Origin of the sequence: Paracoccus shandongensis, assembly GCF_017315735.1 — a bacterium.
Taxonomy (GTDB): Bacteria; Pseudomonadota; Alphaproteobacteria; order Rhodobacterales; family Rhodobacteraceae; genus Paracoccus; species Paracoccus shandongensis.
Genome location: NZ_JAFLRK010000015.1, coordinates 47,725 through 71,189, shown reverse-complemented (window position 1 = coordinate 71,189; position 23,465 = coordinate 47,725). Strand labels below are relative to the sequence as shown.

The window sequence follows — 23,465 nt, the reverse complement described above, 5'->3', positions numbered from 1 at the left end:
CAATGTCAAAAAGCAAGAGGACCAAAATCACGGAACAAGCGCCACTCTCACGACGCCACGTCCGGTCATCAATCCCCAGAAATGTCCCCGAAGTCCCGATCCATCCAGACCGTCCCTCCGTCCCAACCAGCGTTCCCGCCTTCGGTGAAGCGGTATTTACGGAGAGGGGAGGGGAAGGGCAAGAGGCTTTTTGCAAGTTTTTTCGCCGAACCGTTACATTTTTAGCAACCCACTGTTTGTTAACGATTCTTACTTGGCCGCCGCCGCAGCGCCCCGGCGGATCGGTCGCGGGACCGCGATACGGGACGCCAGAAGCAGCAGAATCGCGGCCAGCCACAGGACGGGCTCCAGGGGGAAGGTCTTCAAGGCCCAGATCCAGTGCAGCGTGACCAGGGGCGCGGCGACATAGGCCAGCCGGTGCAGGCTGCGCCAGGACGCGGCCCCCATGCGGCGGATCGAGGCATTGTTCGATGTCAGGGCCAAGGCCAGCAGCATGACAAAGGCCGCCATGCCGAAGACCAGATAGGGGCGCTTGACCACGTCACGAACGATCGCCCCCCAGAGCAGCGCCATGTCCATCACCGCCCAGGACAGCACATGCAGCGCGGCATAGGTGAAGCACAGCAGGCCCAGGGCGCGGCGGAAGCGCATGAAGCTGACGCCCAGGATGCGCAGGACGGGCGTCACCGCCAGGCTGGCGATCAGGAAATAAAGCGCGGTGCGCCCCAGCCGGTGTTCGATGTCGCGGACCGGGTCGATGCCCAAGCCCCCGGTCAGCGTGTCCCAGACCAGCAGCGCCAGGGGAACCAGCCCGCCCAGCCACACCGCCCAGACGGGAATGCGGCGCAGCCAGCCGTTCAGCGCGGCCCGCATCAATAGTTCCTTGCCAGATCCATCCCGGCATAAAGCTGCGCCACCTGGTCGCCATAGCCGTTGAACATCAGCGTTTCCTCTCGCCCGCCGAACAGGCCCGCGCCGATGCGGCGTTCGGTGGCCTGGGACCAGCGGGGGTGATCGACCTGCGGGTTCACGTTGGCATAGAAACCGTATTCGGACGGCTGCATCTGTTCCCATGTGGACATGGGCTGGCGGTCGGTCAGGGTGATCCTGACGATCGACTTGATGGACTTGAAGCCGTATTTCCACGGCACCACCAGCCGGATCGGCGCGCCGTTCTGGTTGGGCAGCACCTCGCCGTAAAGGCCCGTCGCCAGGATGGTCAGCGGGTGCATCGCCTCGTCCAAGCGCAGGCCCTCTTTATAAGGCCAGTCGAGGAGCGGGCGGTTCTGGCCCGGCATCTGCTCGGGGCGGTAAAGCGTTTCAAAGGAGACGAACTTTGCCCCGGGCTTCACGCCCGCCTTGTCCAGCACGCTTGCCAAGGGCACGCCGATCCAGGGAATCACCATCGACCAGCCCTCGACGCAGCGCAGGCGATAGATGCGTTCCTCCAGCGCCTTGGCGGGGGCGAGGTCATCGACGCCGTAACTGCCGGGGCGGTCCACCAGGCCGCCGATCTCGACCGACCAGGGATCGGTGACCAGGGCGCCTGCGTTGCGCGCCGGGTCGGTCTTGTCCATGCCAAATTCGTAGAAATTGTTATAGTTGGTGATTTCTTCCAGCGTGTTGGGCTTTTGACCGGTGGACAGGGCCGAGGGCTTGCCGGTCAGCGCCCAGGCGGGCGTCGCCATCGCGGCAGCCCCGGCGGCGATAAAGGCCCGGCGATTCAGGTAATCGGCTTTCGGCGTGACGTCGGACCAGCGAAGTGTCATGGTATCCTCCAGGGAATGCCGCATCAGGATAGTGATGCAGAAACGCCCCTGGCAGGGCATCACGTTCACTTTACACTGACATTTCCATCAAGCCGCTGCGATTTCCCGCAGGAAGGCCGCGCCGAAACGGTCCAGCCGCGCGGGGTCCAGGTGGCGGGCAAGGGCCGCTTCATCCGTGGGCCTGGCCTCGGCGATGCGGCGGATCTGGGCGGTGGAACAGGACAAGGGCTTTTCCGTCCCGTCCGGCCCGCGCATGAGATCCGTCTGCACCGCCACCAGCCTGTCGAACAACGCGCCTTCGGGGCGGCCCGCCAGCTTGCGGCGCTGCGGGTGCATGTCGGGCACGTCGCCCGCGATCACCGCCAGGAAGTCGCGGCCATAGCTTTCCAGCTTCTTGGCCCCTACCCCGCCGACCTGGGCCATCTGGTCCAGGGTCTGCGGGCGCTTCTCGGCCATCTCGATCAAGGTGCGGTCGGGGAAGATCACATAGGCGGGCACGCGCGCGGCCTCGGCAAGCGCCCGGCGCTTGGCCTTCAGCGCGGACAGAAGCGGCTCGTCCTCCTCGCTGACCTGGGTGCGCAGGACCGTGGCGGGTTTCGACGCGGTGGTGTCGTGGCGGAGCGTCACGCTTTCCTCGCCGCGCAGCACGGGATGGGCGGCCTCGGTCAGGTGCAGCGCGCCGTGGCGCTCGGGGTCGGGGCGGCACAGGTCGCGGCCCATCATCTGGCGGAAGATCGCCTGCCATTGGGCGCGGCTGTGGTCGCGCCCCACGCCAAAGGTCGGCAGGCGGTCGTGGCCGCGTTCGCGCACCTTTTCGGTGGTGTTGCCGGTCAGGATGTCGATCAGATGCGTGGCCCCGAACCATTCGCCGGTCCGCACCATGGCCGACAAGGCCTTGCGCACGGCCTGCGTGGCGTCGAACAGCTTGGGCGGCGCCTGGCACAGGTCGCAATTGCCGCAATCCCCGGCCAGATCCTCGCCGAAATAGGCCAAGAGCTTGCGGCGGCGGCAGCCGGTCGCCTCGGCCAGGCCCAGCAGGGCGTTCAGCCGCGCGTGGTCGGCGGATTTGCGGGCGGGGTCGGCCAGGCCCTCGTCGATCTGCGTGCGGCGCAGGCGGATGTCGTCGGGACCGTAAAGCGTCAGCGTGTCCGCCGGATCGCCGTCGCGGCCCGCGCGGCCGATCTCCTGGTAATAGCCCTCGATCGACTTGGGCAGGTCGGCGTGCAGCACCCAGCGGATGTCGGGCTTGTCGATGCCCATGCCGAAGGCGATGGTGGCCACCACGATCAGCCCGTCTTCCTGCTGGAACCGCGCCTCGACCTGACGGCGCACCTCGGCCTCCAGCCCCGCATGATAGGCCACCGCCGCATGGCCTGCCTCGGTCAGCGCCTGAGCCAGCGTTTCCGTGCGCGCGCGGCTGGCGCAATAGATGATGCCCGACTGGCCGCGCCGGGCGGCGACGAAACCCATCACCTGCTTGCGGGGGCTGTCCTTGGGCTGGAAGGCCAGCCGCAGGTTCGGGCGGTCGAAGCCGCGCAGGAAGGTGACGGGGGCCTGGCCGTCGAACAGGCGCGTGACGATCTCGGCCTGGGTTTCCGGATCCGCAGTCGCGGTGAAGGCCGCCAGGGGCACGTCCAGCGCGCGCTTCAGGTCGCCGATGCGCAGGTAATCGGGGCGGAAGTCGTGGCCCCACTGGCTGACGCAATGCGCCTCGTCCACGGCGATCGCGGTCACGCCCGCGCGGCGCAGCAGGGGCAGCGTACCGCCCGAGGCCAGCCGTTCCGGCGCCATGTAGAGAAGCTTCAGCTCGCCCCGCGACAAGGCCCCGAAGACGGCGTCCGTTTCCTCGTCCGTGTTGCCGCTGGTCAGCGCGCCTGCCGCAACACCCGCCTCGCGCAGGGCGCGGACCTGGTCGCGCATCAGCGCGATCAGGGGCGAGATGACGACCGTCACCCCGTCCCGCATCAGCGCGGGCAGTTGGAAGCACAGCGACTTGCCGCCCCCCGTGGGCATGATCGCCAGCACGTCGCGGCCCGCGGCCACGGCCTCGACGATCTCTTGCTGGCCGGGGCGGAAACCGTCGAAGCCCCAGACCTGTCGCAGCAAGTCGCCAGATAAGACTTGGGGCGTCATCACATCCCGTAGAAGAAGCCCGCGTTGTTGGCCAGCGCGCGTTGCAGGATGATGATGATGATGAACAGCACCAGAGGCGCCAGGTCCAGCCCGCCGGTGTTCGGCAGCACGTTGCGGATCGGCTGGTAGATCGGCTCAAGCAAACGGTTCAGCCCGTCCCAGACCTGCGCGACAAGCGGCTGGCGCAGGTTCAAGACCTGGAAATTGATCAGCCAGGACATGATGATGTGGACGATCATCACGAACCACACCACTTGCAGGATCAGTTGCAAGGCCTCGTACAGCGTTCCCATCATGCCCTCGGTTCTTCGTTCGGGCTTGTTATGGGGATGCGCGCCCCCGTCCGCAAGCAAGTTGCCGCAGCGTTCCCCGTTGACGATCGCGTGGGCCGGGGCCACCCCTGCCCGCAGCCGAAGGAGACGCCGATGTATCCCCTGTTCCGCTTCGCCAAGGAGATGGCCAAGTTCCGCAACGCTCCGCGACTGGCGGTGACGGGCACGCATGTCTCGACCCACATCTGCTGGCCCTGGGATCTGGACCCCTGGATCGAGTTGAACAACGGCCGCACCCTGACCCTGTTCGACCTGGGCCGCATTCCCATGGCGCAGCGCAGCGGGCTGATCCCGGTGTTGCGGGAACGGAAATGGGGCATCACGGTCGCGGGCAGTTCGGTGCGCTATCGCCGCCGCATCCGCGCGTTCGAGCGGTTCACGATGTTCTCGCGCGTGGCAGGCTGGGACCACCGCTTCATCTATATGGACCAGTCGATGTGGAAGGGGGACGACTGCTGCAACCAGGTGCTGATCCGCGCGGCCATCACATCCCCCGCCGGCATCGTCCCGCCGGCGCAGGTCATGGCGGCCCTTGGCGCCTCGCCCGACAGCCCGCCCCTGCCCGGCTGGATCGCCGCCTGGGCGGATGCGGATGCGCAGCGCCCCTGGCCGCCCCAGCTTCCCCCTGACGCAAAAGCCCACTTGCCAGCCTGACGGCCCTTGGGCCTTATGACGCCCGAACGCGCGCTTGGGGGGCGGATGGACCGCAAACGGATCTGGGGCTGGTGGTTTTTCGACTGGGCCAGCCAGCCTTTTCATACGCTTCTGCTGACCTTCATCTTCTCGGTCTATTTCGCCGAAATCGCGCAGCGCCATTTCCTGACCATCGGCGGCGACCTGAGGCTGGCGGGCGCGCAGGCCCAGGCCTTGTGGGGATATGGGCTGTCCGCCACCGGCATCGTCATCGCGCTCGGCGCGCCGGTCCTGGGGGCCGTCGCCGACAGCTCGGGGCGGCGGATGCCGTGGATCCGGTTCTTTTCGGTCCTTTATGTGGCAGGGTCCGCCGGGCTGTGGTTCCTGGTGCCCAACCAGCCGCCGCTGGTGCAGGCGGTGGTGCTGTTCGGCATCGGCCTGATCGGGGTCGAGTTCGCCACCATCTTCACCAACGCCCTGCTGCCGGGCCTTGCCCCGCGCGCCGAGATCGGGCGGCTGTCGGGATCCGGCTATGCCTTTGGCTACCTGGGGGGCGTGCTGTCGCTGGTGCTCATGCTGGCGCTGTTCCAGGAAACGCCCTCGGGCAAGACCCTGATCGGCATCGACCCGCTGTTCGGCCTGGACCCGGCGGCACGCGAGGGCACGCGCTTCGTCGGACCCTTCGTGGCGGTCTGGTATGCCGTCTTCATGATCCCCTTCTTCCTCTGGGTGCGCGAGCCGCGCGGGCCCCGCCGGCCCCTGCGCATCGGCGCGGCCATGGCGGACCTGTGGGCGCTGATCCGCAGCCTGCGCCACCGCCGCAGCCTGGCGGCCTGGCTGGCGTCCTCGATGCTGTCGCGGGACGCGCTGAACGCGCTTTACGGGTTCGGCGGCGTTTATGCGGGCACGGTGCTGGGCTGGCCGGTCTTCCTGGCAGGCGTCTTCGGCGTGGTCAGCGCCATTGCCGCGGCCATCGTCAGCTGGGCGGGCGGGCGCGCCGACCGGGCCTATGGCCCGAAGCCCGTGATCATCGCCACCATCCTGATCCTGACCGGCGTCTGCCTGGTCGTGGTCGGCATGGACCGCGAAACGCTGTTCGGCCTGGCCCTGCCGCAGAACCCGATCTTCGGCCGCCTTCACATCCCCGATCTGGTCTTCTTCGGCTGCGGCGCGCTGATCGGCGGGGCGGGCGGCGCGCTGCAAGCCGCCAGCCGCACGATGATGGTCCGCCACACGACGCCTGCCCGCGCGACCGAGGGCTTTGGCCTTTACGCCCTGTCCGGCAAGGCCACGGCCTTCCTGGCGCCCCTGCTGATCGCCCTTGTCACCGATGCCAGCGGCAACCAGCGGATCGGCATCTCGCCGCTGATCGGACTGTTCATCCTGTCGCTGATCCTGCTAGTCTGGGTGAAACCCGAAGGAGAGGGAGAGCAGTGATCCGCAAAATCCTGACCGCCGCCGCCATCCTGGCGGGCCTGGCCCTGCCCGCGTCCGCCGACCCGCTGGCCAAGGATGTCTTCGGCAGCTTCCGCAGCGCCTCGCAAGGGCCTGCCGTGTCCATCGGCTTCTATTCCAAGGGCTGCGGGCAGGGCTTCGTGCAACTGCCCGAAAGCGGGCCAAGCTGGCAGGCCATGCGCCTGTCCCGCAACCGCAACTGGGGCCATCCCGATCTGGTGAACTTCCTGGTGGGCCTGTCGCAGGCCGCGCAGCAGGCGGGCTGGCGCGGCCTTTACATCGGCGACATGAGCCAGCCGCGCGGCGGGCCCATGACCTCGGGGCACGCGAGCCACCAATTGGGGCTGGATGCGGACATCTGGATGCTGCCGCCGTCGTCGCTGAACCTGTCGCCGCAGCAGCGCGAAAACCTGTCCTCGGTCTCGATCACCGACAAGCGCGGGGTCGGGCTGACGAATGTCTGGAACGGCGGGCACATGGCGATCATGCGCGCCGCCGCCCGCGACCCGCGCGTGGAACGCGTCCTGGTCGATCCGGTCGCCAAGGTCGCCATGTGCCAGATGGAGCGCGGCGACCGCGCCTGGCTGCGCAAGATCCGCCCCATCAACGCCCACAACTATCACTTCCATGTCCGCCTGGCCTGCCCGCGCGGATCGGTCTGCGACCGCCAGCCCGCGCCCCCGCCGGGCGACGGCTGCGCCGAGGCGGCCGAATGGATCCGCAACCGCATCGACCCCGGCCGGGTCGAGCCCGTGCCGCCCGATCCCGACTATCGCCACCCCCGGACCTTCCGCCTTTCCGAATTGCCGTCCCAATGCCGCTCTGTTGCCGGCGCGCCCTAGGCGCGCTGCTTTCGCTGGTCCTGACGGCAGCCGGCATTCCTGCGCCGGCGGCGTCGCTGGATTATGTCGGCACCTTCGTCTGGTCCGGCGACGACGACAGCTTCGGCGGCTTTTCCGGCATCGAGATCAGCCCGGACGGCAGCGGCTTCCACGCCCTGACCGACCGCGCGCATCTTTATTGGGGCAGCATCGACCGCGATTCGCAGGGCGTGATCCGGGCGCTGAACATCGCCGGGCGCACGCATCTGAAGGACAGCAAGGGCATCCCCCTGCCCCCCGGCTATACCGGCGACAGCGAGGGGCTGGCGGTGGGCGAGGACGGCACCCTCTGGATCAGCTTCGAGGGGCTGGACCGCGTCGCCCGCTATGACGGCCCCGACGCCAGGGCCACGGCGCTGCGTCCGCCGCCGAAGGGGCCGGGGATGAGGATCAATTCGGGGCTGGAAGCCCTGGCGATCCGGGACGGCACCCTTTACGCCCTGCCCGAACGCTCGGGGCGCGAAGACCTGCCCTTCCCCATCCTGACCTTCCGCGACAACCGCTGGAACCGGGCGGGGGAAATCCGGCGCGATCCCCGGTGGCTGGCGGTGGCCGCCGATTTCGGCCCCGACGGCTGGTTCTACCTGCTGGAGCGCGACTTTCGCGGCATCCTGGGCTTTGCCTCGCGTGTCAGGCGGATGCAGCTGACCGACACCGGCCCCGTGAACGAGGAAATCCTGCTGACCACCCGCCCCCTGCAATACGACAACCTGGAAGGGCTGGCGGTCTGGCACGACGGGCAGGGGATCCGGCTGACGATGATCTCGGACGATAATTTCCTGGCGCTGCAGCGGACCGAACTGGTGGAATACCGGCTGCGCGATTGACAATCCGCTCGCGCCACGCCTAAAGCGCGCCCTGTCCCGCATGGCGCGGGGCCGAGTTGTTCCGCGACCTTGTAAAACGGAAAACCATCAATGACCCGCTATCTGCCCGGCATCCTTGCCATGGCCATCATCGTCGTGGCCTCGAACATCCTTGTGCAATTCACGGTCGGTTCCTGGCTGACCTGGGGCGCCTTCACCTATCCCTTCGCCTTCCTGGTGACCGAGGTGATGAACCGCGTCTATGGCCCCGCAGCCGCCCGCCGGGTGGTGCTGGCGGGATTCGTCGTGGGGGTCGCCTGTTCGGTCGTGGCGGCGGGCCTCGACAAGACCACGCTGCGAATCGCCATGGCGTCCGGCGCGGCCTTCCTGACGGCGCAACTGGTGGACATCGTGGTCTTCAACGCGCTGCGCAACCGCCGCTGGTGGGTGGCGCCGCTGGTGTCGTCGTCGGTGGGGTCGGTGCTGGACACGGCGATCTTCTTTGCCTTGGCCTTCAGCGCCGCCCTGCCCCCTGACGCCAACACAGCCTGGGCGAACGAGGCGGTTCCGCTGCTTGGCCAAGGACCGGTCACCGCGCTGTGGGTTTCGCTGGCAACTGCCGACTGGCTAGTCAAGATGAGTCTGGCGATACTGGCCCTTGTGCCTTTCCGCATCATCGTGCGCAATTTGTTGCGGGCCCAGCGAACAATCTGATTGACACGTGTCCGGTCTGTGGCACCATCCTCCTATAACGGCAACCAATTGAAAGGAGGTGGTCCAGTGTCGAGAGTGATATTGGAGAGAGGTGTCGGAACAGTCAGGGGGGCCGTGGCCTGAGGGCAGCCCCAAGGGTCGTAAACCCTGGTTGGGACCGGACCATCCGCCATCCCTAACCGGACCATCTCCGTGGATCTCGCGGGCCGCCTTGATCTGAGGCGGCCCGTTCCTTTTGGGGCAAGGACAGGGCCGCCCGGGCCCTGCGTCCGGCATTCGCACGGCCGCTGTCCAGGCCTGCGGTCCTATCGGTCCCGGCGCATCTCGTGCAGCAGGTCAACCTGGATGCGCTGGATTTCCAGAAGGCGGCGCCATTGATGGGTCAGCTGGTGGTCGATCTTCTCGTGCAGCTGGCGCAGCTCCAGTTCGGCCTTCAGGTTGATGCGATAGTCGTTCTCGGCCCGGCGGCGGTCCTTGGCCTCTTGCCGGCGCTGGCTCATCATGATGACCGGGGCCTGCAAGGCGGCGACACAGGACAGCACCAGGTTCAGCAGGATGAAGGGATAAGGGTCGAAGGGCCGGAACAGCAGCCCCGCGACATTGCCCGCCATCCAGGCCACCAGCACCAGCAGGAAGGTCAGGATAAAGCCCCAGGATCCGCCCCAGTCGGCCACGCGGTCGGCCATCCGCTCGCCCAGGGTCAGCCGGTCGTCCTGTTCGTCCGGAGCGGATTGCGGCGTCACCAGCGCCCCGCGGGACAGCGCATGGGCGACCTCGGCTTCCAGCTCGCCCAGTTCGCCGGTCTCGTCGGCCAGCAACTGGGTCAGGTAGAGCTGGCGGTAATGCTGCAGGCAATCAAGGCAGATGCGCTTGTCCTCGCCCCAGTCGGGCACGTCCTGGCGGATCAGGGCGGCAAGCGCCGGGCGCACCTCGGCAAAGCCGAGCAGATCGGGGGCAGGCCGGGGCTGGCGGCAAGCCGCGCAGGTCAGGGTTTCGGACATGGCGTTCCCCCCTTGCGTCCTTTCCTGGCGTCAGGTCAGACCCGCTCGATCGCCAAGGCGATCCCCTGCCCGCCGCCGATGCACATCGTCACCAGCCCGCGCCTGCCGCCGGTGCGTTCCAGTTCGTAAAGCGCCTTGACGGTGATGATCGCGCCGGTCGCGCCGACCGGATGGCCCAGGGCGATGGCCCCGCCGTTGGGGTTCACGCGGGCGGGATCCAGCCCAAGCCCCTTGTTCACCGCAAGCGCCTGCGCGGCAAAGGCCTCGTTCGATTCAATCACGTCGAAATCGCCCGCCGACAGGCCGGTTTTCTCCAGCAACTTCTGCACCGCCGGGATCGGGCCGATGCCCATCACCTCGGGGCGCACGCCCGCGACCGCATAACCCAGGATCCGCGCCCGCGCCTTCAGCCCCGCCGCCTGCGCCGCGTCCGCGCGGGCCAGCACCAGGGCCGCCGCGCCGTCGTTGATGCCGCTGGCGTTGCCCGCCGTGACGGTGCCGTTCTTCTGGAACACCGCCTTCAGCCCCGCCAGCTTGTCCAAGGCGGTTTCCTTGGGATGTTCATCCGTGTCGAAGACCACCGGACCCTTGCGGCCCTTGACCTCGACCGGAACGATCTGGTCGCGGAAATGCCCCGCCGCGATGGCCGCCGCCGCGCGGCGCTGCGATTCCATCGCGAATTCGTCCTGCGCCTGGCGGCTGATGCCGTGTTCGGCGGCGACGTTTTCCGCCGTCACGCCCATGTGGCCCGTGCCCATCGGGCAGGTCAGCGCGCCGGTCATCATGTCCATCATCCGCTGATCGCCCATCCTGGCCCCGAAGCGCGCCGAGGAAACCGCATAGGGCGCGCGGCTCATGCTCTCGGCCCCGCCCGCCACGGCGAAATCCGCGTCCCCCAGCATCAGCGCCTGCGCCGCAGACACGATGGCCTGCGCCCCCGACCCGCAAAGCCGGTTCACGTTCATCGCGGGCGTGGTATCCGGGATCCCCGCCTGCAACATCGCCACGCGCGACAGGTACATGTCGCGCGGTTCGGTGTTGATCACATGGCCAAAGACCACCTGCCCGATCCGGTCGGGTGCCACCCCCGCACGGTCCATCGCGGCCCGCGTCACCGTGGCGGCCAGGTCGATGGGCGGAATGGCGGCCAGGCTGCCGCCGAAGGTGCCGATGGCGGTGCGGGCGCCGGACAGGATGACGATCTCGGACATGGTGAACACTCCTCTTGGTCATGGGCCAGCATAAGCGCAGGCCACCACCCCGCAAGCGCGCCGTGGCGTCGCGGGGGGACCGGGGCTAACCTGCTGCAAAGGCAGGAAACCGAATCGCGATGGACAGGGACGGACCCCGGATCAAGCTGCGGCTGGAATATGACGCGCCGCTGGTGCTGGGGCCGGGCAAGGCGCAGCTTCTGCGGCTGATCGACCGGCACGGGTCCATCTCGGCCGCCGGGCGCGCCATGGGGATGAGCTACAAGCGCGCCTGGTCCCTGGTCGAGGAGATGAACGCGGCCTTCGCCGCCCCCCTGGTGGACAGCAGCCGGGGCGGGCCGGGCGGGGGCGGGGCCACGGTCACGCCCACGGGCCAGGCGGTGCTGCGCCATTACGAATCACTGGAACGGCTGTTGCGCGACACGGGGGCGGCGGATCTGGCCGCCATCGGCGCGCTGATGAAGGGGGAGGATTGATGACGATTCTGGCGATGGACCAGGGGACGACCTCGTCCCGGGCGCTTGTGTTCAGCGACGACCTGGGGGTGCAGGCCACGGCGCAGCACGAATTTCCGCAGCATTTTCCGCAATCCGGCTGGGTCGAACACGACCCGAACGACATCTGGACCTCCAGCGCGGGAACCGCCCGCGCCGCCATCGAGAAGGCGGGCGCCCCCCGCATCGACGCCATCGGCATCACCAACCAGCGCGAGACCGTGGTGATCTGGGACCGCAGGACCGGCCAGCCCATCCACCGCGCCATCGTCTGGCAGGACCGCCGCACCGCCGACCTTTGCGCCCGCCTGCGCGACGAGGGGGCCGAGGACCAGGTGACCGACACCACGGGCTTGCTGCTGGACCCCTATTTCAGCGCCACCAAGATCGCCTGGCTGCTGGACACTGTCGACGGCGCGCGCGACCGCGCCGCATCGGGCGATCTGGCCTTCGGGACCATCGACAGCTTCCTGATCTGGAAGCTGACCGGCGGGCGGTCGCATGTGACCGACGCCACCAATGCCAGCCGCACGCTGCTTTACGACATCCGCAAGGGGGACTGGTCCGACGACATGTGCCGCCTGTTCGGCGTCCCCCGCGCCCTGCTGCCCGAAGTGAAGGACAGCGCCGACGATTTCGGCACGACCCGCCCCGACCTGTTCGGGCGCGAGATCCCCATCACCGGGGTCGCGGGCGACCAGCAGGCCGCGACCGTGGGACAGGCCTGCTTCACGCCGGGCATGATGAAATCGACCTATGGCACCGGCTGCTTCGCGCTGCTGAACACCGGCGACCAGGCGGTGCGGTCGAAGAACCGTCTGCTGACCACCATCGCCTATCGGCTGGACGGCAAGGCCACCTATGCCCTGGAAGGGTCGATCTTCATCGCGGGCGCGGTCGTCCAATGGCTGCGCGACGGGCTGAAGCTGATCCGCGAGGCGAAGGAGACGCAGGCCCTCTCGGCCAGGGCCGACGACAGCCAGCAGGTGATCATGGTCCCGGCCTTCACCGGCCTTGGCGCGCCCCATTGGGCCCCCCATGCGCGGGGCGCGGTCTTCGGCCTGACGCGCAACACCGGCCCCGCCGAATTCGCCCGCGCCGCGCTGGAAAGCGTGGGCTTCCAGACCCGCGACCTGCTGCAGGCCATGCGCGCCGACTGGCCGGGGGCGGGCGATGCCGTGCTGCGCGTCGATGGCGGCATGACCGCCAGCGAACCGGCCATGCAGTTCCTGGCCGACATCCTGGGCGCACCCGTGGACCGGCCCCGGAACACGGAAACCACGGCTCAGGGCGCGGCCTGGCTGGCGGGCTATCGCGCGGGTCTTTGCCCGCCGCCCGACGAATACGCCAAGGCCTGGCGGCTGGACCGCCGGTTCGAACCCCGGATGTCCGAGGAGGACCGGGACCGGCGTTATTCCGCTTGGCAAAGGGCGGTGCAGGCGGTCCTGTCGGTCTGATCTTGAGGCTTTGTGATTTCACCCGCCCGCAGTTTTCCGTAAGATCGCCCCAAAACGACAAGAGGGCAGGATGAGCAGGCTTCTGAAACTCGCGATTGTCGGGCTGGTCGCGTCGTGCGGCGGCGGCAACTATTCGGCGCCCCGGCAACTGGACAACGCCTGCGCCATCGTGGCCGAACGGCCCGCCTATTACCGCGCCATGAAGGCCACGGAACGCAGGTGGGGCATCCCCATCCATGTCCAGATGGCCGCGATCCACCAGGAATCGAAGTTCATCGGCGACGCCCGCACCCCGCACCAATACGCGCTTGGCGTGATCCCCATCGGGCGGCAGTCCAGCGCCTATGGCTATTCGCAGGCGCTCGACGGCACGTGGGAGGAATACCAGAAGGAAACCGGCAACCGCCGCGCCAAGCGCGACAACATCCGCCACGCCACGGATTTCATGGGCTGGTACATGCACAATTCCTCGCGCAGGTTGGGCATCTCGAAATGGGACGCGACGGGGCAATACCTGGCCTATCACGAAGGCCGGTCGGGATTTGCGCGCCAGTCCTATCTGGGCAAGCCCTGGCTGGTGCGGGTCGCGAACCAGGTCGGCGCGCGGGCGCAGATGTATCGCGCGCAACTGGTGGCCTGCCGCAAGGCGTGACGGCTTGCCCTTGCGCGCGGGCCCGGTTGATATGGCCGGGCAGCGGAAGGGACATCACATGGACAACCAGATCAAGCGTGACGCCGACGACCAGCCCGAATTCGCCATCCATATCGGCGCCCGCCTGGTTTCCGCCACGCCAAGCCGGGTGGAGTTCGAGATGCCCGTGACGCAGGCGCTTGCCAACCGCAACGGCGTGCTGCACGGCGGCGCGATCATGGGGCTTGCCGACAACGCGGGCGGCACCGGCACCTTCCTGAACCTGCCCGAGGGCAAGTCCACCACCACGCTGGAAAGCAAGACCAACTTCCTGCGCCCGATCCGGCTGGGCGATGTCGCGCGCGCCGTCAGCCTGCCCCTTCACCTGGGCCGGACCACGCAGATCTGGCAGACCACCATCACACGGGGCGACGGCAAGGTCGCGGCCATCGTCACCCAGACGCAGATGGTGATCGACTGGAAGGCCAGTCAGAGCCGGTAGGTATCGCGGAACACATGGGCGCGGATCCGGTCGCGGATCAGGCCCATGGCCGCCAGTTCCGCGTCGGATTTCGCTTCCAGCGCCTCGATCCCGGTGCAGCGGGCCCGCGATTCGAGATAGGCGTTCATGCCCTGGCCGAAGCGGTTGAAGAAGGAGTCGATGCGGCTGCGCGTCTCGGGCGCGAAATGCGTGATCGTGTAGGCCATCGGAAACCCTTTCCGGGCAGTGGGTGGCTTCCTCCCATGGGTTCAACATGGGTCATGATCCCTGTCCCATCAATCGCACAGGCGGATCAGCCCGGTCCCAGGACGGCAAGCCGCGCAGCGGCTGCCCGCCCGGCATGCAACCCGCTGCCCAGGCAGGCGGTCAGAAGATAGCCGCCGGTCGGCGCCTCCCAATCCAGCATCTCGCCCGCGACGAAGACACCCGGCAGGGCGCGCAGCTCCTGGGCTTCCGTCACCGAATCCCAGGTAACCCCGCCCGCCGAGGAGATCGCGGTTTCCAGTCCCATCGGCCCGCCGTGGCGCAGGGGCAGGGCCTTGGCCAGGGCGGCCCACCCGGCGGGATCCGTGGGCAAAGGCCTGCCCCATTCCAGCAGCAGCGCGACCTTGACCGGATCGTCCAGCACCCGGCGCAGCCAGTTGCCCAGGGACAGCTTGCCCCGGGGCCTGGCGAATCGCGCAGCCAGCGCCGCATGATGCAGGTCGGGCGCCAGATCGACAAACCCCGCCGCCCCGTCGCGCAAGGCCGCCGAGATCTCGTAGATGCCGCCACCTTCGATGCCGTGGCGGCCGATGATCCATTCCCCCCGGCTGGCCAGATCGCCCGCCGACAATGCGGTCCCCTTGACCGCCGCCCCGAAATGCCGCGCCATCGGCGGCGACCAGTCGACGCGAAAGCCCATGTTGGCAGGCCGGAACGGCGCGACCGTCACTCCCGCCGCTTCCAGCCAAGGCACCCAGGCCGCGTCCGACCCCAGCCGTGGCCAGCTTGCCCCGCCAAGCGCCAGCACCGCCACGCGCGGCCGGATCACCCGCAGCCCATCGGGCGTGTCGAACCGGAACCCGCCGCCGATCCAGCGCCAGCGGGTCCGCAGTTCCACTCCACCCGCGCGCAACCGCCCAAGCCAGGCCCGCAGCAGGGGCGAGGCCTTCATGCCCACCGGAAACACCCGCCCCGTGGACCCGGTGAATAGCTCAACCCCCAACCCGCGCGCCCAGGCCATGACCTCGGCGGGACCAAAGGCCCTTTCACTTTGGCCTAAATATCCCAGGGTCCGGGGCAGCGCCCCGGTTCCAACGGTGAACCTTTGCGCGAACGCCGGAAACGGCTCGTCCTTCGTCAGGTTCAGCCCCGACTTCCCCGCCATCAGGAATTTTCGCGCGGGCGTGGGCATCGCCTCGGCCACGACCACCCTGCGGCCCGGCGCGGCCAGGGCCTCGGCCGCCATCAGCCCCGCAGGCCCCGCGCCGATCACCAGCGCATCGACGGCTTCGCTCACCGTCGCCCTCGGGGCGTCATCGCCAGGCGGATCAAGGCGCGCTCCACCAGCGCCATCTGCGGCGCGCGCGTCGAACTGCGCAGCATCAGGTCGCAGTCCAGCAGCGACCGCACCGCTTCCTCCAGCGGGCCCATGCCCCAGCCTTGCGCCTGCCGGGCCATGCGGTCGCGGCGGGGGCCGAAGACCGGCGGACGCATCCTGGACAGCGCCACCCCCGGCCCGGCGGGGTCGGCTGCGGCCAGGTGAAGCGCGCGGAAATGGCGCAGCGCGGCGATGCAGAGCGTGACCGGGTTTACACCCTGCCCCTCGATCCGGCGCATCATGGGGCCGAACTCGGCCTCGCGGCGTTCGGCGACGATGTGGATCAGCTCGTCCAGATCGGCCTCGATGGTGGCGGGGGCCATCAGGGCGATTTCCTCCCCTGTCAGGGGGGTATCGTCGCCATGCTTGTAAAGCCCGATCTTCTCGATGGTCTGGCGCAGGTCGCCGGGATCCAGCGCGCGCGCCAGCGCCATCATGTCCTTCATCGCGGGGGGCGGCACCTGGCGCAGACCGGCATCGGCCAGCCAGCGCGCGATCTCCTCCTCGCCCGGCGGATCGTCATAGATGGGGGCGGTGACAGCCGTGGGATGCGGCTCGAACAGCTTGCGCAGGGCCGAGGCCTTGCCCAAGGCCCCCGCTGTCACCACCATCGCCGCATCGCCCGGCTTCCATTCCGACAGCGCGGCGCGAATCGCATCCGCGGCAAGGTCCGGCGCATCCTCGACCAGCACCACGCGGGGGCCGGGAAAGAAGCCCACCTCCTTGACCGCGTCCAGCAGCCCTGCGGGATCCTTGCGCAGCCCCGCGCCGGGCAGGCGGGTCAGGCGCATCTCCTCGTCGGCCTTTTCGCCGACCAGCGCCTTGACCGCCTCGGCGCGCTTCATCGCGACGCGCATGGCGTCCTGCCCATAGATCAGCAGCGCCGGGCGCGAGGGGTCAGGCCGCGCCAGATAGCGCGCGATTTCCGCGCCCTTGAGGATCATGCGCGGGTCATTCGGGCAGTTGGCTTGCTGCCGCCAACAGCCGCGTGACGACCTGGTCGGCCAGCATCTCGGCCAGGCGGGACCGGGCGTCGCCCTCGGCCGACAGGGTGGCGATGGTGGTGCCGGTCGTGGAATAGGAGGAAAAGTTGCTGACCCGCCCCTGCGCCAGCACCCGGCCCGCCCGGTCGGTCAGCGCGAAATCGGCGGTGCCGTTCAGGGAATAGCGGTTCGTCACCTCGTCCGTGGTGATGGCCTGCGGCACGACGCCTACGGTGATGCGGTAATCCAGGTCGTAATCCGTCCCCTCGCCCCCCAGGCGTTCGCCCAGGCGGCGGTTGAAGGCGAAATCCTGGTAGGTCTGGGGATCGCGCGGGCGGACCTTGCCGAACAGCCGCCGGCCCGCCCCGTTCGGGCCATAGACCGGCGTCAGCCCGCAGCCCGCCAGTGCCAGCAGCCCCAGAAGCGCGGTCCGGCGGTCAGGCGACCACATTGACGATCCGCCCCGGCACGACGATCAGCTTCTTGGGCGCGGCACCCTCCAGAAAGCGGCGCACGGTCTCATCCGCCAGCACCATGGCCTCGATCTGGTCCTTGGGCATGTCCTTGGCCACGCTGATCTCGGCCCGGCGCTTGCCGTTGATCTGGATCGGCAGGGTGACGGTATCATCCTCCAGCATCAGGGGATCGGCCTTGGGCCAGGGCGCATCGACCAGCAGGCCTTGGCCCCCCGCCATGGCCCAGACATCCTCGGCCAGATGCGGCACCATCGGTCCCATCAGCTGCGCCATGATCCGCAGCACGGCGCGGCGGGCCTCGCCCCCGGCCCTGGACTTGCCCACGGCGTTTGCCAGTTCATAGATCTTGGCGACCGCCTTGTTGAAGGCGAAGCCCTCGATGGCCTTGGTCACATCGTTGATCGCCCGATGCGCGGCGCGGGTCAGGTCGGGATCCTCGGCCCCCTCGCCCGCCTCGTCGGCCAGGCGCCAGACGCGGGCCAGGAACTTGTTCGCGGCCTCGGCCCCGGCCGAGGTCCATTCCACATCGCGTTCGGGCGGGCTGTCGGACAGCATGAACCAGCGGGCAGTATCGGCGCCGAAACTGGCGACGATGTTGACCGGGTCCACGACGTTCTTCTTCGACTTCGACATCTTGGCCGAGTGGATGATCTCGACCGCCGTGCCATCCGCCAGTTTCCCGTCCGTCACATCCTCGGGCAGGTGATAGACTGGCCGTCCCCGGTCGTCGCGGGTCATGTAGATCTCGTGCGTCACCATGCCCTGCGTGAACAGCGCGTCGAAGGGCTCCTTCGCGCTGTCCGGCAGATGCCCGGTCTTGACCATCGCGCGGGCGAAGAAGCGCGAATAGAGCAGGTGCAGGATCGCGTGCTCGATGCCGCCGATATACTGGTCCACGTTCATCCAGTAATCGGCATCCGCCCGGTCAGTGGGCGTCGCCGCGTGGGGCGAGGTGAAGCGCGCGTAATACCAGGACGAATCGACGAAGGTGTCCATCGTGTCCGTCTCGCGCAGCGCCGCGCCGCCGCATTGCGGGCAGGTGGCCTGCCGCCAGGTCGGGTGGCGGTCCAGAGGGTTGCCGGGCACGTCGAAGGTGACATCCTGCGGCAGCAGGACGGGCAGGTTCTCCTTGGCCTCGGGCACCGTGCCGCAGGTGTCGCAATGCAGGACCGGGATCGGGCAGCCCCAATAACGCTGGCGGGAAATCCCCCAGTCGCGCAGGCGGAACTTGGTCACGCCCTCGCCATAGCCATGAGCCTCGGCATGGGCGATGGCGGCGTCCACGGCGGCCTCGCCGGTCTGGTCGGCCGCGCCGCTGAAGCCGCGCACATAGGTGACGGTCTCGGATTTCAGCGGAACGTAGGGTGCCTTTGCGACCAGCGCGTCGGCCTGCTCCACCGACATGCCGCGTTCGCCAAAGGTCGCCCGGATCGGCAGCCCGTATTTCGTCGCGAACTCGTGGTCGCGCTCGTCATGGGCGGGGCTGCCGAAGATCGCGCCGGTGCCGTAGTCCATCAGCACGAAATTCGCGATCCAGATCGGCAGGTGCCAGTCCGCGTCCAGCGGATGCTTCACGGTCAGGCCGGTGTCGAAGCCCAGCTTGGGCGCGGTCTCGATGGCTTCCTCGGTGGTGCCGATCTTGCGGCACTCCTCGACGAAAGCCGCCACGCGCGGATCGGCCGCTGCCAGGTCGCGCACCAGCGGATGATCCGGCGACAGCGCCACGAAGGACGCCCCCATCAGCGTGTCGGGGCGGGTGGTATAGACCTCGATCGCGGCAAAATCCTCGGGCGCATCGACCGTCTCGAACCGGAACTGCAGCCCGCGCGACTTGCCGATCCAGTTCGACTGCATCAGCCGCACCTTCTCGGGCCAGCCGGTCAGCCCGTCCAGCGCCGACAGCAGCTCATCGGAATAATCCGAGATGCGGAAGAACCACTGCGTCAACTCGCGCCGTTCGACCGTGGCGCCCGACCGCCAGCCCTTGCCGTCGATCACCTGTTCATTGGCCAGCACCGTCATGTCCACCGGATCCCAGTTCACCTGGGCCGACTTGCGGGTGATCAGGCCGGCATCGAGCATGTCCAGGAACATCGCCTGCTGCTGGTGGACGTAATCGTCGTCGCAGGTGGCGAACTCGCGGCTCCAGTCGATCGACAGGCCCAGCGGCTTCAACTGGTCGCGCATGGTGGCAATGTTGGCATAGGTCCAGTCGCGCGGATGGCCGCCCTGCTCCATCGCGGCGTTTTCCGCGGGCATCCCGAAGGCGTCCCATCCCATCGGGTGCAGCACGGAATACCCCTGCGCGCGCTTGAAGCGGGCCACCACGTCGCCCATCGTGTAGTTGCGCACATGCCCCATGTGGATCCGCCCCGAGGGATAGGGGAACATCTCCAGCACGTAATACTTGGGCCGGTCGTCCCGGGTGGCGGTAAAGCTGCCCGCATCCGCCCAGGCGGCTTGCCAACGGGATTCGCTGCTGGAGGGATCATAGGGCATGGTGCGGACCTTTGGCGTCATTCGTCGCCGCAGGGTTTATACGCCGCCCCCTATCGGGTCCAGCCCGTAGGGTGGGGTTTCACCCCCCCACCCTCACAACCGCCCGTCCTGGATCCGCAACTGCCGCGCCCGGGTCAGGATCGCGTCCTCGACCGCGCGCACGGTGCCGGGTTCCACCGCCGCCCCGCCCGGCCCCTGCAACGACAGCTTGAGGCTGCGCGCGTCCAGCGCCGGATCGGCGATCTTGATCGTGGCGCGATAGGACCGCCCCCCGCCCGGCGGCGTGCCGTAGCCCGTCTGGATCACGCCGGTGAAGGGATCGACCATCTGCACCGGCAGGAAGTTCAGCACCTCCAGGCTGGCGTTCCACAGGTACTTGTTCACGCCCACGCTGGTGTTGGGGTTTTCCGAACTGCGGAACGTGTCCCAGATGGTGGTGCGGCGAACCTCGGGGCGCATGTCGGAACCGCCATAGGACGCGCTGTTCCGCGCGCCATTGCTGCCCCCGCAGGCGGCCAACCCGGCGCAAAGCGCGGCTGCGATCACCAGGCGCGCGGCTTGTGCGGTTTTCATGCGGTCCCCCGTCTTGTCGGCGTCTTTCTTGTCGGCGCCAGCTTTAGCGCGGATCGCCCCCGCCCCACAAGCGCCTTGGTCCCCAAGGCCGGGCATGGCCGCAGGGCCGTTCACAAGAGAGTGTGGCCCTTGTGCATCACAGAATCCGCCGTGGCCGGGGCACCAGCGCGATTCCGTTGCATCACGGGAAAGGACAGGGGAAACAAGGCAGCATACCCAAGGCGGTAATGCCGGTTTGGGCATCAGAGAGACAAGAGGGAACTTGACCATGAAAAAGGCTCTTATCGCCTCCACCGCGCTGGTCCTGATCGCCGGTGCCGCCGCCGCCGACGTGACCATCTCGGGTTACGGCCGCACCGGCGTGATCTATTACGAAGACGGCCTGCAGAACCAGGTGGTCGAAGACGGCATCCTCCGCAGCGGCAACGACACCCAGATCATCTCGCGCCTGCGGATGAACATCGACGCCGCGACCTCGACCGACCAGGGCGTTGACTTCGGTGCCCGCTTCCGGATGCAGTGGGACCAGAACAGCGACAACGCTGGCGAACTGAACGCCGGCAAGCTGTATGTGACCTCCAGCGGCCTGACCGTTGAAATCGGCAACGTCGACACCGCGCTGGACTCGGCCGGCCTGATCTATGGTTCGGAACTGGGTTCCTATGACCGTTCGGTCGGCGGCAACGCCCTGGGCGCCTTCTACGCCTATGAAAGCGAAGCCTATGGCGACGAAGACCGTTCGGGCATCGCCGCGACCTATGCCGTCGACAACCTGGAAGTTCGCTTCTCGTATGTCGACCCGGACCAGACCGGCCTGAACGAAGACAGCACCATCGGTGACGTCAAGGAAGAATACAGCTTCTCGGTCGACTACACCTGGAACGAGCGTCTGGAACTGTCGGGCGGCTTCGCGCTGAACGGCGCTGGCGTCGACGATCACGACGTGTACTTCGTGGGTGCCCGTTACGCGGTCATGGAAAATGCCCGCATCGGCCTGAACTGGATCGACAACGGCGAAGCCGGCAGCATCACCGGCATCAGCAGCGACCCGACCAACCCGCTGATCGTCGAGGACTTCGGCAACACGGTCACCCTGTACGGCGACTATACCCTGGCCGACGGCCTGACCAACATCGAAGCCTATATCGCCAACAACAGCGGCGATTGGACGCAGAAAGAAACCGACAACGCGTTCGGTATCGGCGTCAACTACGACTTGGGCGGTGCCCGCCTGGGCGCCTCGCTGCAGCGCGACTACCAAGAGCGCGTGACCGCCGACATGGGCGTGCGCTTCGACTTCTGATCCCCGGATCGGTCGTCAAACTTGAGGAGCGGGCCTTGCGCCCGCTCTTTTCTTTTTGTCTTGTCGCACCATGGGACTGGATGACATCAAGCGCCGCATCGCTGCGGCCGAGGAAGGGGCCGGACGCGCGCCCGGCAGCGTCACGCTGATCGCGGTCAGCAAGGTGCAGCCCGCGGACCGCGTGACCGCCGTGCTGGACGCGGGCCACCGCGTCTTTGGCGAGAATTACGTGCAGGAAGCGCAGGGCAAATGGCCCGGCTGGCGCGACTGTTATCCGGGCGTGGAATTGCACATGATCGGCCCCCTGCAATCGAACAAGGCCAAGGCTGCGGTGGAGTTGTTCGACGCCATTCACACCCTGGACCGCATGACCCTGGCCCGCAAGCTGGCCCAGCAGATCAGCCAGGGCGCGCGCCAGCCGCAGTTGTTCATCCAGGTCAACACCGGGGACGAGCCGCAGAAGGCCGGGATCCTGGCCGACGAACTGCCGGTCTTCCTGTCCTCGTGCCGCGACCTTGGCCTGTCGCCGCAAGGCCTGATGTGCATCCCGCCCGAAGGCTGCGATCCCCTGCCCCATTTCCGCCTGCTGCGCGCCCTGGCGCAGGATCACGGCCTGCCGAACCTGTCCATGGGCATGAGCGCCGATTTCGAGGCGGCCATCGCCGAGGGCGCGACCCATGTCCGCGTCGGTTCCGCCATCTTCGGCGCGCGCGACTACGGCTAGATTTTTCTTGCGAAACGCCTTGGTCCCGCGTATGTCCGGCGGCGGGACACCCTTCCCCAACGAAGGGCCATATAGCTGGAAGGCTAGCATGAAAGATCTGACGATCCCGGCTGCGCGCCCGGTCAATCCGCGCTTCTCCTCTGGCCCCTGCGCCAAGATCCCCCACTACACCCTGGACATGCTGTCGGACGCCCCCCTGGGCCGCTCGCACCGCGCCGCCGTCGGCAAGGCCAAGCTGGCCGAGGCGATCGAGCTGACGCGCGAGGTCCTGGGCGTTCCCGCCGACTACCGCATCGGCATCGTCCCCGGTTCCGACACCGGCGCGGTCGAGATGGCGATGTGGTCCCTGCTGGGCGCAAGGCCCGTCGAGATGCTGGCCTGGGAAAGCTTCGGCGAAGGCTGGGTCACCGATGCCGTCAAGCAACTGAAGCTGGACGCGACCGTCCGCAAGGCCGAATACGGCCAGATCGTGGATTTCGCGCAGGTCGATTTCGACAAGGATGTCGTTTTCACCTGGAACGGCACCACCAGCGGCGTGCGCGTGCCGAACGGCAATGCGATCCCGTCGGACCGCGCAGGCCTGACCATCTGCGACGCGACCAGCGCCGCCTTTGCGATGGACCTGCCCTGGGACAAGCTGGATGTGGTGACCTTCAGCTGGCAGAAGGTGCTGGGCGGCGAGGGCGCGCACGGGATGCTGATCCTGTCGCCGCGCGCGGTGGAACGTCTGGAAACCTATGTCCCCGCCTGGCCCCTTCCGAAAATCTTCCGCATGACCAAGGGCGGCAAGCTGATCGAGGGCATCTTCAAGGGCGAGACGATCAACACGCCCTCGATGCTGGCGGTCGAGGATTACCTGGTCGCGCTGAAATGGGCGCAATCCCTGGGCGGCGTGAAGGCGCTGATCGCGCGCGCCGATGCCAATGCGGCGGCGGTGCGGGATTTCATCGCGGACAAGGACTGGATCGCCGACCTGGCCGATGATCCGGCCACGGCGTCCAACACCAGCGTCTGCCTGCGCTTCACCGATCCGGCCATCAAGGACGGTGCGGCCTTCGCCAAGGCCGTTGCGAAACGGCTGGAGAAGGAAGGCGTGGCGCTGGACGCGGGGGCCTATCGCGACGCGCCGGCGGGGCTGCGGATCTGGTGCGGATCGACCGTCGAGACCAGCGATGTCGCGGCGCTGATGCCCTGGATCGAATGGGCCTATCGCGCCGAACTGGCGGCGCAATAGTTGCGTCCCGCGATGGCCGGGGGGCCAGCCCCCCGGACCCCCCGGGATATTTTCATGAAGAAGATGAACACA

Annotated in this window: 24 protein-coding genes; 12 read left to right on the top strand and 12 right to left on the bottom strand. The window is 67.9% G+C overall.

Annotated elements, in window-relative coordinates:
• Positions 1 to 249 precede the first annotated feature (249 nt).
• From msrQ to JX613_RS11270, 4 genes are all read right to left on the bottom strand, one after another.
• On the bottom strand, positions 250 to 873 hold the full coding sequence (gene msrQ, locus JX613_RS11285) for a protein-methionine-sulfoxide reductase heme-binding subunit MsrQ (RefSeq protein WP_207101563.1): 624 nt from the start codon (positions 871 to 873) through the stop codon (positions 250 to 252).
• A complete protein-coding gene (msrP, locus tag JX613_RS11280) occupies positions 873 to 1,769 on the bottom strand; it encodes a protein-methionine-sulfoxide reductase catalytic subunit MsrP (RefSeq protein ID WP_207101562.1) in 897 nt (298 codons plus the stop codon). Before msrP ends, msrQ begins: the two co-directional genes overlap by 1 nt.
• 87 nt (positions 1,770 to 1,856) lie before the next feature.
• Complete coding sequence (gene recQ, locus JX613_RS11275) at positions 1,857 to 3,902, bottom strand: DNA helicase RecQ (protein ID WP_207101561.1); 2,046 nt, start codon at positions 3,900 to 3,902, stop codon at positions 1,857 to 1,859.
• Complete coding sequence (locus JX613_RS11270) at positions 3,902 to 4,195, bottom strand: YggT family protein (protein ID WP_207101569.1); 294 nt, start codon at positions 4,193 to 4,195, stop codon at positions 3,902 to 3,904. Before JX613_RS11270 ends, recQ begins: the two co-directional genes overlap by 1 nt.
• A gap of 132 nt (positions 4,196 to 4,327) precedes the next feature.
• Between JX613_RS11270 and JX613_RS11265 the strand changes: the two genes are divergently transcribed.
• The 5 genes from JX613_RS11265 to JX613_RS11245 all read left to right on the top strand — a co-directional run bounded on the left by JX613_RS11265 (position 4,328) and on the right by JX613_RS11245 (position 8,723).
• Positions 4,328 to 4,888, top strand: a complete 561-nt coding sequence (locus JX613_RS11265; protein WP_207101560.1) for an acyl-CoA thioesterase — start codon at positions 4,328 to 4,330, stop codon at positions 4,886 to 4,888.
• Positions 4,889 to 4,903: 15 nt separating this feature from the next.
• Entirely contained in the window at positions 4,904 to 6,304 is a 1,401-nt protein-coding gene (locus JX613_RS11260; RefSeq protein ID WP_237168514.1) for an MFS transporter, read from the top strand.
• A complete protein-coding gene (mepA, locus tag JX613_RS11255; protein ID WP_207101559.1) occupies positions 6,301 to 7,164 on the top strand; it encodes a penicillin-insensitive murein endopeptidase in 864 nt (287 codons plus the stop codon). Before JX613_RS11260 ends, mepA begins: the two co-directional genes overlap by 4 nt.
• Positions 7,137 to 8,030, top strand: coding sequence for an esterase-like activity of phytase family protein (locus JX613_RS11250; protein ID WP_207101558.1), 894 nt, complete (start codon positions 7,137 to 7,139; stop codon positions 8,028 to 8,030). Before mepA ends, JX613_RS11250 begins: the two co-directional genes overlap by 28 nt.
• Positions 8,031 to 8,120: 90 nt before the next feature.
• Positions 8,121 to 8,723, top strand: a complete 603-nt coding sequence (locus JX613_RS11245; RefSeq protein WP_207101557.1) for a queuosine precursor transporter — start codon at positions 8,121 to 8,123, stop codon at positions 8,721 to 8,723.
• Between the two features lie 305 nt (positions 8,724 to 9,028).
• On the opposite strand, the gene JX613_RS11240 is transcribed toward JX613_RS11245, so the two are convergent.
• Together JX613_RS11240 and JX613_RS11235 are read right to left on the bottom strand one after the other, a co-directional pair.
• A complete protein-coding gene (locus JX613_RS11240) occupies positions 9,029 to 9,724 on the bottom strand; it encodes a DUF1003 domain-containing protein (protein ID WP_207101556.1) in 696 nt (231 codons plus the stop codon).
• 35 nt (positions 9,725 to 9,759) lie between these two features.
• A complete protein-coding gene (locus JX613_RS11235) occupies positions 9,760 to 10,935 on the bottom strand; it encodes an acetyl-CoA C-acyltransferase family protein (protein ID WP_207101555.1) in 1,176 nt (391 codons plus the stop codon).
• A 119-nt stretch (positions 10,936 to 11,054) separates the two neighbouring features.
• Here JX613_RS11235 and JX613_RS11230 point away from each other — a divergent pair, with 119 nt between their 5' ends.
• The 4 genes from JX613_RS11230 to JX613_RS11215 all read left to right on the top strand — a co-directional run bounded on the left by JX613_RS11230 (position 11,055) and on the right by JX613_RS11215 (position 14,019).
• On the top strand, positions 11,055 to 11,411 hold the full coding sequence (locus JX613_RS11230; protein ID WP_207101554.1) for a winged helix-turn-helix domain-containing protein: 357 nt from the start codon (positions 11,055 to 11,057) through the stop codon (positions 11,409 to 11,411).
• Complete coding sequence (gene glpK / locus JX613_RS11225) at positions 11,408 to 12,886, top strand: glycerol kinase GlpK (RefSeq protein WP_207101553.1); 1,479 nt, start codon at positions 11,408 to 11,410, stop codon at positions 12,884 to 12,886. The genes JX613_RS11230 and glpK overlap by 4 nt, the downstream gene beginning before the upstream one ends.
• Before the next feature lie 70 nt (positions 12,887 to 12,956).
• Positions 12,957 to 13,538, top strand: coding sequence for a transglycosylase SLT domain-containing protein (locus JX613_RS11220; protein ID WP_207101552.1), 582 nt, complete (start codon positions 12,957 to 12,959; stop codon positions 13,536 to 13,538).
• A gap of 58 nt (positions 13,539 to 13,596) precedes the next feature.
• The gene (locus tag JX613_RS11215) at positions 13,597 to 14,019 is read left to right on the top strand and encodes a PaaI family thioesterase (RefSeq protein ID WP_207101550.1); all 423 of its coding nucleotides are present in this window, start codon (positions 13,597 to 13,599) and stop codon (positions 14,017 to 14,019) included.
• On the opposite strand, the gene JX613_RS11210 is transcribed toward JX613_RS11215, so the two are convergent.
• From JX613_RS11210 to JX613_RS11185, 6 genes are all read right to left on the bottom strand, one after another.
• On the bottom strand, positions 14,007 to 14,225 hold the full coding sequence (locus tag JX613_RS11210; RefSeq protein ID WP_207101548.1) for a hypothetical protein: 219 nt from the start codon (positions 14,223 to 14,225) through the stop codon (positions 14,007 to 14,009). The two genes, JX613_RS11215 and JX613_RS11210, sit on opposite strands and share 13 nt — an antisense overlap.
• An 86-nt stretch (positions 14,226 to 14,311) precedes the next feature.
• Positions 14,312 to 15,520, bottom strand: coding sequence for a TIGR03862 family flavoprotein (locus JX613_RS11205; RefSeq protein ID WP_207101547.1), 1,209 nt, complete (start codon positions 15,518 to 15,520; stop codon positions 14,312 to 14,314).
• The gene (gene holA / locus JX613_RS11200) at positions 15,517 to 16,545 is read right to left on the bottom strand and encodes a DNA polymerase III subunit delta (protein ID WP_207101546.1); all 1,029 of its coding nucleotides are present in this window, start codon (positions 16,543 to 16,545) and stop codon (positions 15,517 to 15,519) included. The genes JX613_RS11205 and holA overlap by 4 nt, the downstream gene beginning before the upstream one ends.
• A gap of 7 nt (positions 16,546 to 16,552) precedes the next feature.
• On the bottom strand, positions 16,553 to 17,035 hold the full coding sequence (gene lptE, locus JX613_RS11195) for an LPS assembly lipoprotein LptE (RefSeq protein ID WP_207101545.1): 483 nt from the start codon (positions 17,033 to 17,035) through the stop codon (positions 16,553 to 16,555).
• The gene (gene leuS / locus JX613_RS11190) at positions 17,022 to 19,559 is read right to left on the bottom strand and encodes a leucine--tRNA ligase (RefSeq protein ID WP_207101544.1); all 2,538 of its coding nucleotides are present in this window, start codon (positions 19,557 to 19,559) and stop codon (positions 17,022 to 17,024) included. The genes lptE and leuS overlap by 14 nt, the downstream gene beginning before the upstream one ends.
• A 93-nt stretch (positions 19,560 to 19,652) precedes the next feature.
• Complete coding sequence (locus JX613_RS11185; protein WP_207101543.1) at positions 19,653 to 20,132, bottom strand: DUF3576 domain-containing protein; 480 nt, start codon at positions 20,130 to 20,132, stop codon at positions 19,653 to 19,655.
• A 268-nt stretch (positions 20,133 to 20,400) separates the two neighbouring features.
• On the opposite strand from JX613_RS11185, the gene JX613_RS11180 reads away from it, so the two are divergent.
• The 3 genes from JX613_RS11180 to JX613_RS11170 all read left to right on the top strand — a co-directional run bounded on the left by JX613_RS11180 (position 20,401) and on the right by JX613_RS11170 (position 23,393).
• Positions 20,401 to 21,435, top strand: a complete 1,035-nt coding sequence (locus JX613_RS11180; protein WP_207101542.1) for a porin — start codon at positions 20,401 to 20,403, stop codon at positions 21,433 to 21,435.
• A gap of 70 nt (positions 21,436 to 21,505) precedes the next feature.
• Positions 21,506 to 22,159: a YggS family pyridoxal phosphate-dependent enzyme gene (locus JX613_RS11175; protein ID WP_207101541.1), complete on the top strand. Its 654-nt coding sequence runs from the start codon at positions 21,506 to 21,508 to the stop codon at positions 22,157 to 22,159.
• Between the two features lie 88 nt (positions 22,160 to 22,247).
• Positions 22,248 to 23,393 (top strand): phosphoserine transaminase, encoded by a 1,146-nt coding sequence (locus tag JX613_RS11170; protein WP_207101540.1) that lies wholly within the window; start codon positions 22,248 to 22,250, stop codon positions 23,391 to 23,393.
• Positions 23,394 to 23,465: the final 72 nt, after the last annotated feature.

What these genes read in the sequence shown, in the direction of transcription:
- msrQ (WP_207101563.1), bottom strand. Translation starts at nt 873, where the DNA reads ATGCGGGCCGCGCTGAACGGCTGGCTGCGCCGCATTCCCGTCTGGGCG.
- JX613_RS11260 (WP_237168514.1), top strand. Translation starts at nt 4,904, where the DNA reads ATGACGCCCGAACGCGCGCTTGGGGGGCGGATGGACCGCAAACGGATC.
- JX613_RS11210 (WP_207101548.1), bottom strand. Translation starts at nt 14,225, where the DNA reads ATGGCCTACACGATCACGCATTTCGCGCCCGAGACGCGCAGCCGCATC.
- JX613_RS11235 (WP_207101555.1), bottom strand. Translation starts at nt 10,935, where the DNA reads ATGTCCGAGATCGTCATCCTGTCCGGCGCCCGCACCGCCATCGGCACC.
- JX613_RS11265 (WP_207101560.1), top strand. Translation starts at nt 4,328, where the DNA reads ATGTATCCCCTGTTCCGCTTCGCCAAGGAGATGGCCAAGTTCCGCAAC.
- JX613_RS11250 (WP_207101558.1), top strand. Translation starts at nt 7,137, where the DNA reads ATGCCGCTCTGTTGCCGGCGCGCCCTAGGCGCGCTGCTTTCGCTGGTC.
- JX613_RS11230 (WP_207101554.1), top strand. Translation starts at nt 11,055, where the DNA reads ATGGACAGGGACGGACCCCGGATCAAGCTGCGGCTGGAATATGACGCG.
- JX613_RS11215 (WP_207101550.1), top strand. Translation starts at nt 13,597, where the DNA reads ATGGACAACCAGATCAAGCGTGACGCCGACGACCAGCCCGAATTCGCC.
- msrP (WP_207101562.1), bottom strand. Translation starts at nt 1,769, where the DNA reads ATGACACTTCGCTGGTCCGACGTCACGCCGAAAGCCGATTACCTGAAT.
- lptE (WP_207101545.1), bottom strand. Translation starts at nt 17,035, where the DNA reads ATGTGGTCGCCTGACCGCCGGACCGCGCTTCTGGGGCTGCTGGCACTG.
- JX613_RS11170 (WP_207101540.1), top strand. Translation starts at nt 22,248, where the DNA reads ATGAAAGATCTGACGATCCCGGCTGCGCGCCCGGTCAATCCGCGCTTC.
- JX613_RS11240 (WP_207101556.1), bottom strand. Translation starts at nt 9,724, where the DNA reads ATGTCCGAAACCCTGACCTGCGCGGCTTGCCGCCAGCCCCGGCCTGCC.
- JX613_RS11270 (WP_207101569.1), bottom strand. Translation starts at nt 4,195, where the DNA reads ATGGGAACGCTGTACGAGGCCTTGCAACTGATCCTGCAAGTGGTGTGG.
- JX613_RS11220 (WP_207101552.1), top strand. Translation starts at nt 12,957, where the DNA reads ATGAGCAGGCTTCTGAAACTCGCGATTGTCGGGCTGGTCGCGTCGTGC.
- JX613_RS11185 (WP_207101543.1), bottom strand. Translation starts at nt 20,132, where the DNA reads ATGAAAACCGCACAAGCCGCGCGCCTGGTGATCGCAGCCGCGCTTTGC.
- JX613_RS11180 (WP_207101542.1), top strand. Translation starts at nt 20,401, where the DNA reads ATGAAAAAGGCTCTTATCGCCTCCACCGCGCTGGTCCTGATCGCCGGT.
- recQ (WP_207101561.1), bottom strand. Translation starts at nt 3,902, where the DNA reads ATGACGCCCCAAGTCTTATCTGGCGACTTGCTGCGACAGGTCTGGGGC.
- JX613_RS11175 (WP_207101541.1), top strand. Translation starts at nt 21,506, where the DNA reads ATGGGACTGGATGACATCAAGCGCCGCATCGCTGCGGCCGAGGAAGGG.
- JX613_RS11245 (WP_207101557.1), top strand. Translation starts at nt 8,121, where the DNA reads ATGACCCGCTATCTGCCCGGCATCCTTGCCATGGCCATCATCGTCGTG.
- leuS (WP_207101544.1), bottom strand. Translation starts at nt 19,559, where the DNA reads ATGCCCTATGATCCCTCCAGCAGCGAATCCCGTTGGCAAGCCGCCTGG.
- holA (WP_207101546.1), bottom strand. Translation starts at nt 16,545, where the DNA reads ATGATCCTCAAGGGCGCGGAAATCGCGCGCTATCTGGCGCGGCCTGAC.